The sequence below is a fragment of the Sphaerotilus montanus genome (assembly GCF_013410775.1).
Lineage (GTDB): Bacteria > Pseudomonadota > Gammaproteobacteria > Burkholderiales > Burkholderiaceae_C > Sphaerotilus > Sphaerotilus montanus.
Genome location: NZ_JACCFH010000001.1, coordinates 2285894 through 2302365 on the forward strand (window position 1 = coordinate 2285894; position 16472 = coordinate 2302365).

General features: G+C 67.9%; 13 protein-coding genes. 3 read left to right on the forward strand and 10 right to left on the reverse strand.

Annotated elements, in window-relative coordinates:
* Nucleotides 1-305 precede the first annotated feature (305 nt).
* Nucleotides 306-1436 (forward strand): IS4 family transposase, encoded by a 1131-nt coding sequence (locus tag BDD16_RS10375; protein ID WP_179633879.1) that lies wholly within the window; start codon nt 306-308, stop codon nt 1434-1436.
* A gap of 70 nt (nt 1437-1506) precedes the next feature.
* On the opposite strand, the gene BDD16_RS10380 is transcribed toward BDD16_RS10375, so the two are convergent.
* Nucleotides 1507-3666, reverse strand: a complete 2160-nt coding sequence (locus BDD16_RS10380; RefSeq protein WP_179633880.1) for a 3-hydroxybutyrate oligomer hydrolase family protein — start codon at nt 3664-3666, stop codon at nt 1507-1509.
* A gap of 192 nt (nt 3667-3858) precedes the next feature.
* Here BDD16_RS10380 and BDD16_RS10385 point away from each other — a divergent pair, with 192 nt between their 5' ends.
* Nucleotides 3859-4485 (forward strand): IS607 family transposase, encoded by a 627-nt coding sequence (locus tag BDD16_RS10385; protein ID WP_179633881.1) that lies wholly within the window; start codon nt 3859-3861, stop codon nt 4483-4485.
* Nucleotides 4472-6184, forward strand: coding sequence for an IS200/IS605 family accessory protein TnpB-related protein (locus tag BDD16_RS10390; protein WP_179633882.1), 1713 nt, complete (start codon nt 4472-4474; stop codon nt 6182-6184). Before BDD16_RS10385 ends, BDD16_RS10390 begins: the two co-directional genes overlap by 14 nt.
* A 50-nt stretch (nt 6185-6234) precedes the next feature.
* Here the strand turns inward: BDD16_RS10390 and BDD16_RS10395 are convergent, their stop codons facing one another.
* From BDD16_RS10395 to BDD16_RS10435, 9 genes are all read right to left on the reverse strand, one after another.
* A complete protein-coding gene (locus BDD16_RS10395) occupies nt 6235-6966 on the reverse strand; it encodes a phosphate/phosphite/phosphonate ABC transporter substrate-binding protein (RefSeq protein WP_179633883.1) in 732 nt (243 codons plus the stop codon).
* 97 nt (nt 6967-7063) lie between these two features.
* Nucleotides 7064-7561 (reverse strand): SixA phosphatase family protein, encoded by a 498-nt coding sequence (locus tag BDD16_RS10400; RefSeq protein ID WP_218897764.1) that lies wholly within the window; start codon nt 7559-7561, stop codon nt 7064-7066.
* A 426-nt stretch (nt 7562-7987) separates the two neighbouring features.
* Nucleotides 7988-9583 carry an AMP-binding protein gene (locus tag BDD16_RS10405; protein WP_179633884.1) on the reverse strand — a complete coding sequence of 532 codons (1596 nt, stop codon included), beginning with the start codon at nt 9581-9583 and terminating at the stop codon, nt 7988-7990.
* Between the two features lie 67 nt (nt 9584-9650).
* Nucleotides 9651-11474, reverse strand: coding sequence for an ABC transporter substrate-binding protein (locus tag BDD16_RS10410; RefSeq protein WP_310732887.1), 1824 nt, complete (start codon nt 11472-11474; stop codon nt 9651-9653).
* Between the two features lie 26 nt (nt 11475-11500).
* Nucleotides 11501-12325 (reverse strand): orotidine-5'-phosphate decarboxylase, encoded by an 825-nt coding sequence (gene pyrF / locus BDD16_RS10415; RefSeq protein ID WP_179633885.1) that lies wholly within the window; start codon nt 12323-12325, stop codon nt 11501-11503.
* A 16-nt stretch (nt 12326-12341) separates the two neighbouring features.
* On the reverse strand, nt 12342-13724 hold the full coding sequence (purB, locus tag BDD16_RS10420; RefSeq protein WP_179633886.1) for an adenylosuccinate lyase: 1383 nt from the start codon (nt 13722-13724) through the stop codon (nt 12342-12344).
* 135 nt (nt 13725-13859) lie between these two features.
* Nucleotides 13860-14330, reverse strand: coding sequence for a hypothetical protein (locus tag BDD16_RS10425; RefSeq protein ID WP_179633887.1), 471 nt, complete (start codon nt 14328-14330; stop codon nt 13860-13862).
* Nucleotides 14331-14524: 194 nt separating this feature from the next.
* Complete coding sequence (locus BDD16_RS22985; RefSeq protein WP_179633888.1) at nt 14525-15589, reverse strand: AfsR/SARP family transcriptional regulator; 1065 nt, start codon at nt 15587-15589, stop codon at nt 14525-14527.
* A 97-nt stretch (nt 15590-15686) separates the two neighbouring features.
* On the reverse strand, nt 15687-16406 hold the full coding sequence (locus BDD16_RS10435; protein WP_179633889.1) for a Crp/Fnr family transcriptional regulator: 720 nt from the start codon (nt 16404-16406) through the stop codon (nt 15687-15689).
* Nucleotides 16407-16472: the final 66 nt, after the last annotated feature.

The following is a 16472-nucleotide window of genomic DNA, read 5'->3' on the forward strand; positions in this document are numbered from 1 at the left end:
CTTGCGGCTGCGCATAGTCCGCAGGCCGCGCCAGCGCCGAGCCCGCCGGCCGCCCCCACGTCGCTTGGCCCCCGCGCCGCTCTGCCCTCGCGCCGCGCCCCCCGTTCGTCATGCCCGCGAAAGCGGGTACCCACGCCCCGAGGGGGCCGCGTGGATGGACTGCGTGGGTCCTCGCTTTCGCGCACTGCTGTCCGGTAAAACGCGAAGCCCAAAGTCTCCAGAGCTTGATCGGCGGAGTTGCGGCCCTCGACATGAAGGGCTATCGAACCCACTGAGGACCAACTCAGTTGTCGAGGAGCCGCAACATGCAAAGCATGACACGACTGCAGGCGTTGTTGAAGCCACTGGCCAAGTCGGACGTGGACCGGCTGGCGCGTGAACACGGCGCACAACGCTATGGCAAGGGCGCGCTGACGGTGTGGGATCAGTTGCTGGTGATGCTGCACGGGCAGTTCGTGCAGGCACCCAGCCTGCGTGGAGCACTGCAGAGCTTCAATGCGCACAAGGCCCGTCTGGCTGCACTGCAGACGCACGAACTGCGCCGCTCGACGCTGTCGGACGGCAACCGGCGCGCCGGGTCGGCGACGGTGCTGTCGCAGGTGCTGCAAGGGCTGATCCGTCAGCTCGACGGCTGCCGCGACAAGCGTGTGCTGGGGGCGACCTCGCTGATCGACTCGACGCCGCTGACGCTCAAGGGGCGGGGCTTCGACGTCTGGACGCTGGGCACGAAGACCCGGCGTACGCAGGGCGTGAAGGTGCATGTGCAATGCGACGCAGCCACGCACGCCATCTCGCGCTGCGAGATCAGCGCCCCCAACGTCAACGATGTGGTGCAGGCGCGCCAGTGGGAGATCCAGCCGGGGACGACCTGCGTGTTCGACCGTGCCTACTGTGACTACGCATGGTGGGCGCGCATGATCCGGCAGGGGGTGAAGTTCGTCACCCGGCTCAAGCGCAACGCGGGCATGGTCGTCCTCGAAGCACTGCCCGTGCCCGAGACCGCCCGCGGGCGCATCCTTGACGACGAGCGCATCGCCCGCCGCTGGCGCCATCCCCGCAGCGGCAAGACATGGCGCGAGCCGCTCGTGCTGCGCCGCATCCGGCTACGCACCGACGATGCACGCCTGCTCGTGCTGGTGACCAACGACTTCGAGCGCACCGCCATCGAGATCGGCGATCTCTACCGCTCGCGCTGGCAGATCGAGCTGCTGTTCAAGTGGATCAAGCAGCACCTGGCCATCCGCCGTACCTGGGGCACCAACGAGCACGCCGCTCACCTCCAGATCTACGCAGCCTTCATCGCCCATGTCCTGTTGATGCTTCACCAGCAGGCCAGCCGCAGCACCACCGACTTGTGGGTGCTGCTGCAGCGCTGGCGATACGGCCTGTTCGAGCCCTGCGAGCAAGCCCTCATGCCTGTATGCGTGCCCCCTTGAGGGGGGCGTGGACGTTACCCGGACAGCAGTGCGCTTTCGCGAGGATGACGGGGGGCGTCTCTGCCGCAGATCAGTCCGGGACTTTGAGCGTCGTGCCCGTCATCACGATCTGGTCGCCCGAGGCCGGTGCCGTGGCGATGGCCGGCACGTTGGTGGCCGAGAGCGCCGTGGCGCTGGTGGCCCGTGCCGTGGTCCGCACCACCTGGCTGACCGGCAGCGCGGCGCCGCTGTTCAGGTGGCTCCACATCGCGTTCAGCGCCTGGTTCAGGTACGGGTGCAGCGGCACGGCCTTGGTGTCATAGCCGAGCAGCGCGCCGAAGGCGATGAAGGTGTCGAAGTGCTGCGCGTTGGTCACCTCGATGTAGCGCACCTTGGCGGCGTCGCTGGCGCTGTCGGTGAGCTGGTTCTTGCCGAAGTAGGCGCGGGCAGTGTGGTTGATCGGCAGCAGCGTGTCGCTGCGGCCGGCCACGATGATCGTCGGCTTGCTGCGCAGCTTCGCGGTGAGCTGCACCTCGTTGATGCCGGCGATCACGCGGTCGGACTGGGCCTTGAGCGTGCCGGTGAGCGTCGCGCCCGTGGCCTCGTCCTTGCCGGTGACCAGCGAGCGCATGCACAGCGCGCCGTCGAGCGCGAAGTCGGCGGTGTTGCTGGTGGGCGAGACGGCCAGGAAGTCGAGCTTCGCGCCGCCGACCGACCGGTCGTAGACGAGGTTCACGCCGCCGGTCGGAGGCACGCCGTTGCCGCTGGCGAACAGGCCCGCCTGCGTCGCGGGGACTTGCGCGGCGACGTCGCCGGTGGCGGTCGTGTTCGCCATGCTGAAGCCGCACACGCTGTCGGTGACGCTGAAGCGGCCGTAGGTGTTGACGTAGGTGACGACGATCGAGTTGGTGGCGAAGCGGAAGTGCGACTGCTGGAAGAAGTTGCTCTCGGCCTGCCAGCCGTAGCTGTTGAGCTTGGCCAGCGCGGCATCGGCCTGCTCGGCCAGCGTGGCGCCGGTGAGCAGGCCCTTGGCGGCCAGTGCGGTGCAGCGGTTCTGCGCCGAGGTGGTGTATGCCGCTGGCCAGAACGCGGCCGACAGCCCCTGGTTCGCCTGCGCCGACAGCGCAGCGCAGGGCTGGTAGACGTTGGCGTAGGTGAAGTAGTCGATCAGCGGCTTGCTGTGCGTGGCCACATTGGCGGCGCCCTGCTGGATCGTCAGACCGGTGTTGGCGCCGGGCTGGGCGTTCGGCTCGGAGACCGCGACGCCGTCGATCAGGCCCTCGGTGTCCTGCTCGGCCGCGGCCAGCGCCGCGCCGCCACCGTTCGACACCGACGAGGCGATGACAAGGGTGTTGCCGGGGATGATGGTGCGGATCTTCTTGTTCGCGTCAGAGGCGGTGGCCGTGCCGAAGCGCTCGTTGAGGACGTAGAAGGCCAGCCGCACGGCATCAAGGGTGTTCTTGCCCCAGTCCTTCTCGGGGTTCTGCTGCGAGTGGGCGTGCTTGTAGGCGACGCGGTTGGGCGTGGCGGTGTTGAAGGCGGCGACGTCCGACGCGGCAGCGGCCGACTGGAAGACCGCCTTGCCGGCGGCCGTGGCGGCGGTGAGCATCGTGCCGTCGCGGGCCATCACGGCGCCGCTGGTCAGGTCGTGCAGGCCGTTGCCCGAGCCCTTGTCGGTGTAGGCGACCGCGCAGCCGCGCTTGAGGCCCCACTCGCCCGCCGTGCCGATGGCGCCGTAGACGCCGCGCGATCCGGACGAGGTGGCGGTGACGATGCAGGGCTTCTTCGCGTCGAAGCTGTCGGGTACCTGCACCATCAGCGTGACGTTCTGCTGGCCGGTGCCGTCGTCGGCAGTGGCGATGTACTCGCGGCCGGCGATCTTGCCTTCGCCCAGGGTGTTGCCGCCGTTCAGGTCGATGTTCGGACCGTAGAGCACGCCCATGCCGCCCGCGGCGGTGTAGTCCACCAGCGCGCGGTAGTTGTTGTAGATGGCGTTGCGGCGCAGTTCGGACGCGGTGGGCGTGGCCGGCACGGCGTAGGCGGGTGCGGCGCCCATCAGGCCGGTCTTGCCGAGGCCGCCCGTCAGCAGGTCGTCGGTCGTGCCGTCGTAGGCCTTCTCGGCGATCGCGCCGGCAATGCCGGCGGGCAGGGTGTTGATGTCGTCATGGCTGCTGGAGGCACAGCCGCCCAGGAAGATGGCGGCGAGGGCTGCGGCGGCAATGGGGGTGCGCTTCGGGATCGACTTGTTCATTGGAATCTCCCAGGGAAGGTGCCCGGTCGGTGTGCCGGGTGGATTCACCTTGCCACGCTGGCAGATTCACGCCATGCCGTAATCCCCCGAACCAGAGAAAACCCTGAGACGATCGTGGTGCGGCCGCGGCGCGGCACGGGGCTGAAAGTGGTGTGATTAATACCTATCCATACATGTGCTAATCTGCGCAAAATGAATAGGTATTTGTCAATCGGCGAGGCCGCGAAATTGAAAGGCGTGAGCATCACGACGCTTCGGCGTTGGGAGGCTGACGGCAGCCTTGTGCCGACCCGCACTGAAGGCGGCCAGCGCCGCTACCTGTTGTCGCAGATCGACCCGGCAGCTGCCGCGTCGCGCCCGGTGGCGAGCCTGTTGACCGTGGCTTACGCCAGAGTCTCAAGCCACGACCAGAAGACCGATCTGGAGCGCCAGAAGCAGGTGCTGGAGCTGTACTGCGCCGCGCAGGGATGGACATTCGAGGTGATTGCCGACCTTGGTTCCGGCATGAACTACCAGAAGAAGGGGCTTCGGCGCCTGCTGAACCAGATCATCGACGGCAAGGTGGGGCGCCTTGTCCTGACGCACAAGGATCGGCTGCTGAGGTTCGGCGCTGAACTGGTGTTCGCCATCTGCGAGGCCAAGGGCGTCGAGGTGGTCATCCTGAATCGGGGTGAAGACACCAGCTTCGAGGAGGATCTGGCGCAGGACGTGCTTGAGATCATCACGGTGTTCTCGGCTCGCCTGTACGGGTCACGGTCCCGGAAGAATCAGAAGCTCATCGACGCGGTGAAGAAGGCAGCCGAGGATGCGCAAGGCTGACGAGCCGGAAGGCAAGACCTTCACCTACCAGGCCCGCGTGCCGGTGGATGCGGGTGCAGCGGCGGCGCTGGACGCCTACGCCGAACTCTTCGGCCGGGTCGAGCGCACGCTGTTCGCGCAGTCCACGGCGCAGGGCGTGAAGCCCGAGAAGCTGAAGAACGAATACCTGAAGCGGTTCGGGATCACCGCCCGGCAGTTCAACGCCATCCGCGTCGGCTTGGACGGAAAGACCGACTCGGTGAAGGAGCGCCGCACCGGCCTGATCGACGAGGCAAAGACGCGGCTGAAGAAGGCGCAGGCCACGCTGAAGAAGCTGGGCACGGCGCCCAAGTCCGAGACGCCCGAGGCGCGAGCGAAGCGGCTGGGCAAGCTGCACCAGAAGACGCGCCGCGCGGTCACCATGGCGGCCCGGCTGGAAGGCATGCAGGCCGACCACAAGGCGGGGAAGGTCCGCATCGCCTTCGGATCGCGCCGGCTGTTCCGTGCGCAGTTCGACCTGTCGGGCAACGGCTTCGCGGATCACGCGGCGTGGCGGGATGCGTGGCACCGCGCCCGGTCTGAGCAGTTCTCGGTGCTGGGCAGCAAGGATGAGACGGGCGGGTGCCAGGGCTGTGTCGCAACGCTGGCCGACGATGGCACGGTGTCGCTGCGGCTGCGCGTGCCCGATTCGCGGGTCTTGGCCAGCAAGTACGTCGAACTCCACGGCATCCGCTTCGCCTACGGCATGGACCAGATCCGCGCCGCCCTGGCGTGCGGCCGGGTGGTCGAGCGCGTGAGCGCCACCGGCAAGCCGACCAAGACCCGCGACGGCAAGGCGCTGACCTGGCGCTTCGTGCGCGACGGCAAGGGCTGGCGCGTGTTCGTGTCCGTGTCGGTCGATCCGGTGGCCACGATCAGCACGGCGCAGGCCGGTGCGGTGGGTGCGGACTTCAATGCCGACCACCTCGCCGTGGCCGAAACCGACCGGCACGGCAACCTCATCGCTCACCAGCGCATCGATCTCGACACCCGCGGCATGAACGCCGACCAGCGCCGCGCCGCCATGGGTGACGCCGTGAAGCAGGTGGTCGAGCGCGCCCGCGCAGCCTCCAGGCCCATCGTCATCGAGCGGCTGGACTTCCGCGAGAAAACGGCCCGGCTGGAAGGCGCGGACCCGTGGCGTGCGCGCATGCTCAGTGCGCTGGCCTACAGAGATTTTGACTCGATGCTTCGCGCTGCAGCCTTCCGCAGCGGCATCGAGGTCATCGCGGTGAACCCCGCGTACACCTCCGTGATCGGCGCCGTGAACCACGCGGCCCGACTCGGCATCAGCGTCCACGCCGCGGCGGCGTTCGCCATCGCGCGTCGTGGACTTGGCTTGAAAGAACGCCCGTTCGCGGCCTACCGCAGCACTGCAACCGACTGCCAGCACGGCATCGTGGCGGTGCCGGCCCGCAACGGCGGCCATGTCACCTTCGCGCTACCTGCAAGGAATCGCGCGAAGCATGTGTGGACGCAATGGGCGGCCGTTCGTTCGAGCCAATCAGCGGCCCATGCAGGGCACTTCCGGTCTGGCGCTGCGAAAGCGGCCCCGGCGCCTCTGTCTCAAGCCATTCAGGCCGTGAGCGCAACCCGGTGGACCAAGGTGCGATCCCTTGGCGCAAATCGTCAGCAGCACTGTTCGGCTGGCGTGCCTGTCTTCGACGATGTGCCTTTCTGAGCAGCTTTGCTCAGGCTTGGGTACGTCTGGATAGGTTTATAGGAACGGTGTCATTGCACCAGGGTGGTGAGCTGGTCGAGCGCGGCGAGGTCCATCGGCTCGAAGCGGCTAAAGTGCAGGTCCTCCAGGATCTTCTTGCCCGCCGGATCGGTGGCCATGCCACACAGCACGGCGCGCACGTCGTCGATCCGCCCGGCCAGTTCGGGGCCGACGCAGAAGCAGTGCGAGGCGCTCTGGCTTTCGGTGGCGGCGACGATTTCCAGCGCCTCGCGGGTCGAGGCGCTCAGGCCATGCCACGTCTCGTTGAAGACGAAGCCGACATCGGCCTGTCCGCCCAGCACGGCCTGTGCCGCCTTCAGGTGGTTGCCCGCCATGTGGAAGCTGCAGTCGGCCATTGGAATCTGCAGCTGGTTCAGCAGCGTCAGACCGAGGAAGTGCACGATCAGCTTGTCGGTGGCCGAGGCCACTTTCAGCGGCCGCGTCGCCGGCAGGCCGACGCCGCGCCGGGCGACCAGCATGGTCTCGTCGAACACCCCTGCCGGCCGTGCGACTGGCACGAAGCCGCGCTCCTGCACGTACCGCAGTGCGCTGTACGGATTGGCGTAGACGAGGTGGATACCGCCTGCGAGCACCTGCTCGCGCTCGACGTTGAAGTTGTCGCAGGGCTCGAAGCGCATCGCCAGCCCGAGCTGGCGCTGCAGGTAGGTGTTGATCAGGAACCAGCCAGCGAGGTTCTTGGCGGTGTCATGCGGGCAGACGGACAGTTGGTAGCGGGTGGACATCGTGTGGGGGGCGAAAATTCTGGGAGATGGCCCCGATTCTCCGTAACTCCGCTGACGACCGAAGGTCGGGAGACCCATGGAACTTCGGGGTTTCTCTTCAGCCCATCAGCGCGCAGGGCACCGACCAGAGCAGCTGTCCGGGCTGGGGGCTGCGGGGCTCGACCGTGATGCAGGTCAGCGAGGCCTTCTTGATCCGCACGATCGGGTGCGGGCTGCCGAGCAGGCGGCTGATCAGGTCGGACAGGTCCGGCTCGTGGCCGACCATCCACAGCGAGTCGGTGGCCGGGTCCGCGTCGATGCTGTCGCGCAGGTGGGCGAGGGCTTCCGGCGTCGGGGTGCCGAGCCGCAGCCAGTCGACGATCTGCGGCATGGGGCAGTCGGGCAGGCGGTGGCTGAACTGGGTGGCCGTCTCGACCGCACGCACCAGCGGGCTGCTGAGCAGGCGCTGGGGCAGCAGCCCCTGGCGCTCGCAGAAGCGGGCCACGGCGCGGGCCTGGCCGAGGCCCTTTTCGGTGAGCGCACGTTCGGCATCCGGCATCGGCAGGGTGCGGTCCTGGGCCGTGGCGTGGCGGAGAAAGTAGAGGGAGGTCGGCACGGGGGGCATTGTCATCCAGTCCTGATCCAGCGGGGGGCTGGCCTGAATGGAAGCTGTTGGAATCCGGCTCCGCGTCGCGTGGGGTCTGAACCTGGCGCTCTCTGCACCTCAGCCCGCGGCGATGGGATCGTCAGATTCCAACAGCGCCACCGTCAGCGCGCCGCACGGGGCGTGCGCTGCGCAGTCGTTGTCGTTGCCCGGTGCGTCCCGGGACAACATGGAATGCATTGACGCATGGCGCCGCGCAGCGCAAGTAACCAGATCTGCCCCGTACCTTTGTCGGGCTTGGTCGATCCAGGTGGTTCAATGGGCCTGTATCCGCTTAAAAACGTGCAAATTACCCATTTATTGTGGGATGTCCCCGTGATCCGGGGGTTCCGTTGCAAGTGCTTTCGATGCGTGCGGTAACAAACCCGCACCGGATCGTCACACAGTCGCGGTGTTCGCTGCCTGGGTGTCGGTGTGGTCCGGGAGGACGACCCCGGTGTAGCCGTGCGCCGGGTGTGGCACCAGACGGAGCCGGCCACCAGGGGTCCGGACCGCGCAGTCGCTGGCGCACCAGAAGCCCGATGGCATCGACGGCATCGGCTGGGTGCAGACCAGCGTGCCCTCGCTGTCGTCCGGCGTGCTGCGGATGTCGATCGCTGCACCCAGACAGCGGCACTGCACCTCGCCGCGCACGTTCGGCAGTGTCGGCAGCCCGCCGACGAAGGCACTGGCCATGGCGGTACTGCCGACGATGGCGGTGATCCAGATCGGCAGGCCGTTCACCGGCGGCAGGTGTTCCCACAGCCAGTCGCAGCACGCGGGGGACAGTGGCGAGCCGGCCGAGCCGATGGCGCGCAGCGCGGACAGGTCGGTGATGCGGCGCAGGTCGATGTTCGCCTGCAGGACGCCGGTGTGGAAGGCCGCGCTGGCACCGAAGAAGGTCACCCCGGTCTCGCCGACGAACTGCCACAGGCGCGTCCAGTCGGGCGATTCGGTGCTGCCGGCCGGGTGGCCGTCAAAGAGGCAGAGGGTGGTGCCGCCCAGCAGTCCGCCGACCTGCAGGTTCCACACCATCCCGCCGGTCGACGCGTACCAGTGGAACCGGTCGCCGGTATCGACCGTGGCGCCGAGGTTGTTGTGCAGCGTGTTGAGCTTGAGCGACTCCAGCACGATGCCGCCATGGCCGTGCACGATGGGCTTGGGCAGGCCGGTGGTGCCGCTGGCGTAGACGATCCACAGCGGGTGGTCGAAGGGCAGCCACTCGGGCTCGAACTCGGGATTGCCGGCCAGCAGCGGGCGCAGGTCGTAGGCGCGGCGGCCGGGCCGGGCGAACTCGTCGACCTCGGCGTCCTTGTCGAGGCAGGGCCAGAGCACCACATGCCCGACGCTGGGCAGGCCGTCCAGCAGGGCGTGGACCAGCGGCAGGCGGTCGTGGTCGCGGCCGCCGTAGGTGGTGCCGTCGCAGGCGATCAGCACCTTGGGTTCGATCTGGCGGAAGCGGTCGAGCACGGCCTGCGCGCCCATGTCCGGCGAACACACCGACCAGACCGCCCCGAGGCTGGCGCAGGCGAGGAAGGCGACCACCGTCTGCGGCGCATTGGGCAGGTAGGCCGCGACGCGGTCGTTGCGCTGCACGCCCATGCCGCGCAGTGCGACCGCCAGCGAGGCGACTTCTCGGCGCAGTTCCGACCAGCTCAGCGACAGCGTGCGGCCGGCGTCCTGCAGCATCTCGTTGCGGAACAGGATGGCCGGAATGTCGGCGCCGTGCGCGGCATCGGCATGGCGGAAGACCTGTCGGGCGTAGTTGAGCTGCGTCCCCGGGAACCAGACAGCGCCTGGCATGCGCGCGTCGGCCAGCGCCTGGGTCGGCGGCGTGGGCGACGCGATCTCGAAGTAGTCCCAGACCGATTGCCAGAACCCGTCCAGGTCGGTGACCGACCACTGCCACAGCGCATCGTAGGTGTCGAAGGTGCGCTGGCGGTTGCGGGTCAGCCAGTGGCGGTAGCGGGTGATCTGCGGCTCGGTGAGCACCATGTCGGATCCAATGTTGGCTGTTACAGCGAAAGATGCCAACTTTTTATCAGAAACGGGGCCATGTCGGCTATTTCGGTGTCAGTGTCTGCGGCGCTTCGATGTCGATGTACGGCCACCAGGTCAGCCAGAACGGCGCCCGCCGGTAGCCGATCACCTGCGGTTGCGTCAGGTCGGTGATGAGCCGGTGCACATGGAAGCGGTAGGGCGCGTAGGCCAGCAGCAGCCGGTTGGCTTCGCGGAAGGCCGCGAGTCGCTCGGGGCCGTCGGGCAGGGCGGTGATGCGCTCGTAGACCTGGTCGAACGCCGGCAGCTGGAAGCGCGCCATGTTGCCCTTGCCGACCGAGGCGCTGTAGCCGCACTCCAGCGCGCCCTGTCCGTCGGGCGAACCGGCGCTGGAACCGACGCGCCACAGCATGAACTTGCCCGCCCGCGTGGACTTGAGGTTCTCGCTCCACTGGCCGACCTTCAGCTCGACCTTCAGGCCCAGCGTGTCCAGGTTCTTCTTGTAGATCTCGTCGAGCTGGCGGCTGGTCTGGTCGGCCTGCGTCAGGATCACCAGCGTCAGCTTCGAGCCGTCCGGACGCTCGCGCCAGCCATCGCCGTCGCGGTCGACATAGCCCCAGGTGTCGAGCAGGGCGCGGGCGCGGGCGGGCTGGTATTCGCCGATCTCCGTGCGCAGCGCGGGGTCGTGCCCATAGGTGCCGGGCTGGATGCCAGCCTGCGCGGGCATGGCTTCACCCCGGCGGCCAAGGCGGATCTCGCGCTTGATGTCCAGCCCGAGGCTGATGGCGCGGCGCAGCGCCACCTGCTGCGGCGCCAGGCCGCCGATCAGCGGGTCCTCCATGTTGAAGACCGTCATCGTCACGTCCGAGCCGGCGATGCGGTACTTGCGGAGGCCCTTCTTCGCGAGGTGGGGCGCGAGTTCGCCCTTCACCAGCGCCTGCGGGATGTAGTCGGCCGGCACGCGCTCCAGCAGGTCCTGCTCGCCGTTGAGGAAGGCGAGCCAGCGCGGCTGCGCTTCCTCGATGATCGCCACCTCGACGCGGTCGAGCATCGGGATGCGCCGGCCCTTGAAGCGTGCCAGCAGCGCCTGGCCCTCGGGGTCGTCCGGGTTGGGCGTGGCGTCGTAGAAGCGCTCGCGGTAACCGGTGAAGCGCTCCATCACGATCATCGAGCTGCGCCGCCACTCGGCCAGCCGGAAGGGGCCGGTGCCGATCGGGTGCTCCATGACCTTGTCGCCGTAGAACTCGACCACCTCGCGCGCCATCGCTTCCATGCCGGCCAGCGTGTAGAGGAAACGTGGTCGAGACGCGCGCAGCCGGAAGCGCAGCGTGTAGCGGTCCAGCGCCTGCGCTCCGTCCACCGGCTGGTCGTAGTCGAACGGCTTCTTCGACTGGATCGCCGCGTCGCGCAGCGCCTGCAGGCCGAGGATCCCCTGCTCCTCCAGCGAGGTGTGGCCGGGGCTCTTGGTCGCGGGGTCGTAGTAGCGCTTGAGGGTGTAGATGTAGTCCTCGGCGGTCAGCTCGCGCGGCTGGCCCTTGAACGCCGGGTCGTCGTGGAACAGGATGCCGGGGCGGATCTTCAGCGTGAACGTGCGGTGGTCGTCGGCGATCTCGGGCAGCGCGACCGCCGTGCAGGGCCGGATCAGGAAGGGCCGCGCCAGGTGGTCGTACTCCAGCAGCGTCTCGAAGATGTGCGCGGCGATGGTGCGCGAGTAGATGTCGCTGAGCTGGGCCGGGTCGAAGCCGGTTTCCGCCGCGTTGAAGGCGTAGCGCAGCACCTTTGGTCTGGCCGCCGCTCCGGACTCGGCGGCATGCAGCCAGTCCGGCGTTCCCAGCAGTCCGGCACCGGCCGCCGCGGCGGTCAGCAGATCACGTCGCGTCGGATGCACGGGCGCTTCCTTGTTCGGGTGGAGGTTCAGCCGCGGGCGGCGTTGAGCTGGTCGCGGGTGGCGATCGCCACGCGGCGAGCGGCTTCGGCGAAGTCCTCGCCCTTGCTGGCGTAGAGCACCGCGCGCGAGCTGTTGACGACGATCGTGCCCGCCGCGGTCAGCCCGGCCTTCACCGTCGACTCCGCATCACCGCCTTGCGCGCCGACGCCGGGGATCAGCAGCGGCAGGGTCGGTGCGATCTCGCGCACGCGGGCGATCTCGGCCGGGAAGGTGGCGCCGACGACCAGCCCGATCTGGCCGGTGCTGTTCCACTCGGTCTGCGCGAGGTGCGCCAGGTGTTCGAACAGCCGCGGCTGGCCCGGCACGTCGGCCAGGCGCTGCATCTGCCAGTCGTTGCCGCCGGGATTGGAGGTGCGGCACAGCAGGATCACGCCCTTGTCCGCATAGGCCAGGAACGGCTCGATCGTGTCGCGGCCCATGAACGGCGACAGCGTGACGGCATCCGCCCGGTAGCGCACGAAGGCCTCGCGGGCGTACTGCTCGGCGGTCGAGCCGATGTCGCCGCGCTTGGCGTCCAGGATCACGGGCACGTCGGGCGCGACCGCCTTCATGTGCGCCATCAACTGTTCGAGCTGGTCCTCGGCGCGGTGCGCGGCGAAATAGGCGATCTGCGGCTTGAAGGCGCAGACGAGGTCCTTGGTCGCATCGACGATGGCGGCGCAGAAGTCGTAGATCTTCGACGCATCACCGGCCCAGGCGCCGGGGAACTTCGAGGGTTCGGGGTCGAGGCCGACGCACAGGAGGGAGTGGTTCTGCTGGGTGGCGCGGGCGAGCTGGGTGGTGAAGGTCATCGTCGTCGTCCGTCGATCAGCCGCCGATGCGCCGCGCCAGCGCCGCCGCCATCCCCGTGTAGCTCCCCGGCGTCATCGCCAGCAGCCGGTCCTTCTCGTGCTGCGGCAGCGCCAGATCGGTGACGAACCCGCGCATCAGCTCCGCCGTCATCGGCTGGCCGCGCGTGAACTTCTTGAGCTGTTCATACGGCTCCGGCAGGCTGTAGCGGCGCATCACCGTCTGGATCGGCTCGGCCAGCACTTCCCAGGCGTCGTCCAGGTCGTTCGCCAGCGCCGCGGCGTTCAGCTCCAGCTTGTCCAGCCCGCGCAGCAGGCTGTCATACCCCAGCAGCGCATAACCCAGCGCCACGCCCATGTTGCGCAGCACGGTCGAATCCGTCAGGTCGCGCTGCCAGCGGCTCACGGGCAGCTTCTGCGCCAGGTGCGTCAGCAGCGCGCTGGCCAGGCCGAAGTTGCCCTCGGCGTTCTCGAAGTCGATCGGGTTGACCTTGTGCGGCATGGTCGATGAGCCGACTTCGCCTTCCTTGGTCTTCTGCTTGAAGAAGCCCAGCGAGATGTAGCCCCACACGTCGCGCGACCAGTCGATCAGGATCGTGTCCACGCGCGTGAAGGCGTCGAACAGCTCGGCCATGTAGTCGTGCGGCTCGATCTGGATGGTGTACGGGTTGAAGGTCAGGCCGAGCGCACCTTCGATGACGTTGCGGCTGAAGCCTTCCCAGTCGTGCTCGGGATAGGCCGACAGGTGGGCGTTGTAGTTGCCGACCGCGCCGTTCATCTTGGCCAGCAGCTTCACGTCGGCGATGCGCGCGCGGGCGTTCTTCAGGCGCGCCACGACGTTGGCGATCTCCTTGCCGACGGTCGTCGGGCTGGCGGTCTGGCCGTGGGTGCGGCTGAGCATGGGCACGGCGGCGAACTGCTGCGCCTGCGCGGTCATCTTCGCGATCACCTTGTCCAGCATCGGCAGCATCACCTCGTCACGCGCGCTTTTCAGCATCAGCGCATGGCTGGTGTTGTTGATGTCCTCGCTGGTGCAGGCGAAGTGGACGAACTCGCCCATGCGCTCCAGTTCGGCGTGTCCGGCGATGCGGCGCTTGATCCAGTACTCGACCGCCTTCACGTCGTGGTTGGTGGTCTTCTCGATGTCCTTGATCGCCTGCGCGTCCTCTTCCTTGAAGTGGATGACGAGCGAGCGCAGCAGGCCGCGCGCAGCCTCGGACAGCGCCGGGAACTCGCTGAAGCCGGCGTCCGACAGTGCGATGAACCACTCGATCTCCACCTGCACGCGGCGGTGCATCAGGCCGAACTCGCTCAGCAGCGGGCGCAGGGCGGACACCTTGGCGGCATAGCGGCCATCGAGCGGCGACAGGGCGGTCAGGGGCGTGAACTGGGAGTGGGGCATGGTCGGACTCGATGGGCAATTGGGGCGCGCGGCATGCGCGAATGCAGCCGCTGATTTTACCGGGCTGCAATGCGAGAGCGGCCGCCGCCCCTCCCAGGGCGGCGGCCGCTGGCCGCGATGACGCGAATGGATCGATCAGAACGGCGTGTCGTAGAACTGCAGCAGCGGGCCTTCACCGGTGCCGGCGACCGGACCGGGAACCCCACCCGGACCCTGCATGGTCACGGTGACGGCAATCTTGTAGGCACCGGCCGGCGGCGCGCTCGCAGGTGGGAAGGCCAGATTGACGGTGTAGGTACATGGATCTGCGGCGACCAGCGGTGTCGAGACGGTGCTGCCGGGAAGCGTGCTGACTTCGCCGGATCCCATTTGTTCGAGATAAACCTTCACATCCCATTGACCGCCCATGAACCAGCCCATTGAGCCGCTGGTTTCCCAAGTGACCTGCACTCCCCAATCCTGGGTTCGGCGGATACAGGCGATCGGGTTGGGTACGGGTGGAAATACGCCACCGGCTCCCACTTCGGTGACAGTCGCCGTGGCAGTTGCCGGAATATTGAAGACCGGGAAACCTTCTTCGAAATCGATTGCAAACGGATTGGCCATGATGAACTCCTTGGAGACGTTGGTTGCTTGGTATCGGCAGACCTGTCGTTGCTCTGTCGATGGAGATGACTGTAGAAGTCCACCATTAGCTGCTGGATGGCTACACGATTACGTGGGTGATTAAGCGGATCGACTCTCCGGATTAAGTGCGCGGACGTTGTTGAAGGCCGCGTCCATGCGGCCGTTTCCAGGGTTCAGATGCTCTCGCGGCGCGTGATGCGGCGGTACAGCTCGGTGGTCTCGGCGTCGGGGTTCAAGCCGAGCTGGCGGCGCAGCGTGGCCACGCATTGCCGGTACTGGCGCTCGGCGAGCTGCGGCTGACCGAGGCGGGCGTAGCAGCGCATCAGCCGGCGGTGCGCGGCCTCGTTGCACTCGTCCAGACCGAGGTGGCGCTGGGTGGTGCGCAGGCAGCCGTGCAGGTCGCTCCGGTCCTCGCGCAGCCCCGACAGGCGCCCGAGGACCTGGTTGAGCTGGTCCCGCAGCAGCTGCGACCGGGCGATGAGCACCCGCTCGTGCTCGCTCTCGTCGACCAGGTCGGTCCGGTAGAGGGTGGCGGCCACCTCGTAGTGGGCGATGGCCTGCGCGGTGAGGCCGGCGATGTCGGCCTGCTCGCCGAGGTTGGCCTGCAGCTCGAACTGCTCGACGTCGAGCCAGATCTCCCCGGCGGTGACGATCTGGTAGCCGTCGTCGCTGCACTGGAGCAGGCCCGGGTCGTGCAACTGGCGCCGCACGCGGTGCAGGATGACGTTGAGGTTGTTCCGTGCCGCCGCGGCATCGGCCTCCGGCCAGAACAGGGTGCACAGCCGCGCCCGCGAGGTCGGCCGCCGACGGTGCAGCAGCAGGTACATCAGCAGCGCGCGCGCCTTGCCCCGTGGCAGGTCCAGCACCTGGGAGGATCCGACCCAGATCTGCAGGCCATCGAGCATCTGCACACTCAGAGTGGCCTGCGCAGCCGGGGCGGCCTGGGCATGGGCTTGCGCGGGCGGGCTGGCTGCGTCAGGGGCATGGCGAAACGCGGCATCTGCACCGTCCGACGCCGGCAGTGCAGCGCGCCGAAGTGCCTGGGCCTGCAGCGCCTGCTCCGGCGTCAGCACCGGGCCGGACGTTGCCGTGCTTCCCCACTGGTTCAGCGTTGCATCCCATGCACCCAGCAGCAAGCGGGTGGCGGCGAGGATATTGGCCAGTCCACCCGGAGCGGCCAGATCTGACGCAGGCGACAGTGTGGTGGCAGTCAGGGGACCTGTCGGCGCTTGGGTCACGTGCGGGCTCCGTCCGGGTCATTGACGGAGGGAGTCTAGAAGCCACCACTTCCGGCGATGCGTGACAAAACACACGCAAAATTCGCATCTAGTTGTTTCAGTCTGTCGTCGCCAGTCCGGCCAGCCGGTCCGAAAGTCGGTCCACCAGGGTCAGGCACAAGCGGTCGTCGTCGCGCTGCACCAGCCCATCCCGCGCCAGCGCCGCGAGCTCGCGGCTGACCTGCTCGCGGCTGGTGCCGATGGTGGCGGCCAGATCGGTGTGGCGCGGTGCAGGGTCGATCCAGGCGCGGGCCTCACCGTCGTGCGCGGGGGTGGCCTGCCGCAGCAATTCTGCGATCAGGCGCTGCTGCACGTTCAGTGCGCTCAGTTCGTAGACCCGGTCGGTCAGGTCCCGCATGGCGCTGGCCAGGCCGCGCAGCAGGCGCTCGCACACGGGCCAGTGCCGCTGCAGCAAAGGTCCCAGTGCGTCCGGTGCCAGGCGCGCGATCAGGGTGTCCTCCTGCGCGAGGACCGTCGCGCAGCGCGGCTTGCCGTCCAGTGCGGCAATTTCGCCAAAGACCCCTCCCGCCTGGATGTCGCGAAAGCGAACTTCCCGGCCGCTGGGCGCAAGCATGATCACACGCACCCGCCCGGCACTGATCAGACACAGGTCCCGTTCATGGGTTTCCCGGGTCATGATGGTCTGCCCGCGTCGGTACCGCGTGAACTGTGCGGCTTGCGCGATGTCCGAGAGGGCTTCGTCGGAGAGGCCCGCGAGCAGGCGGATCGGTCGCAGTCCCAGCAAGGTCGGCGAAGTGCTGGCAGGTAAATGGGTCATGGAAGGTACAGCGGCGCCTTGTTTTGCGTGACGGAAATCACGGATGTGATCCCCCGCTGGTTTTTA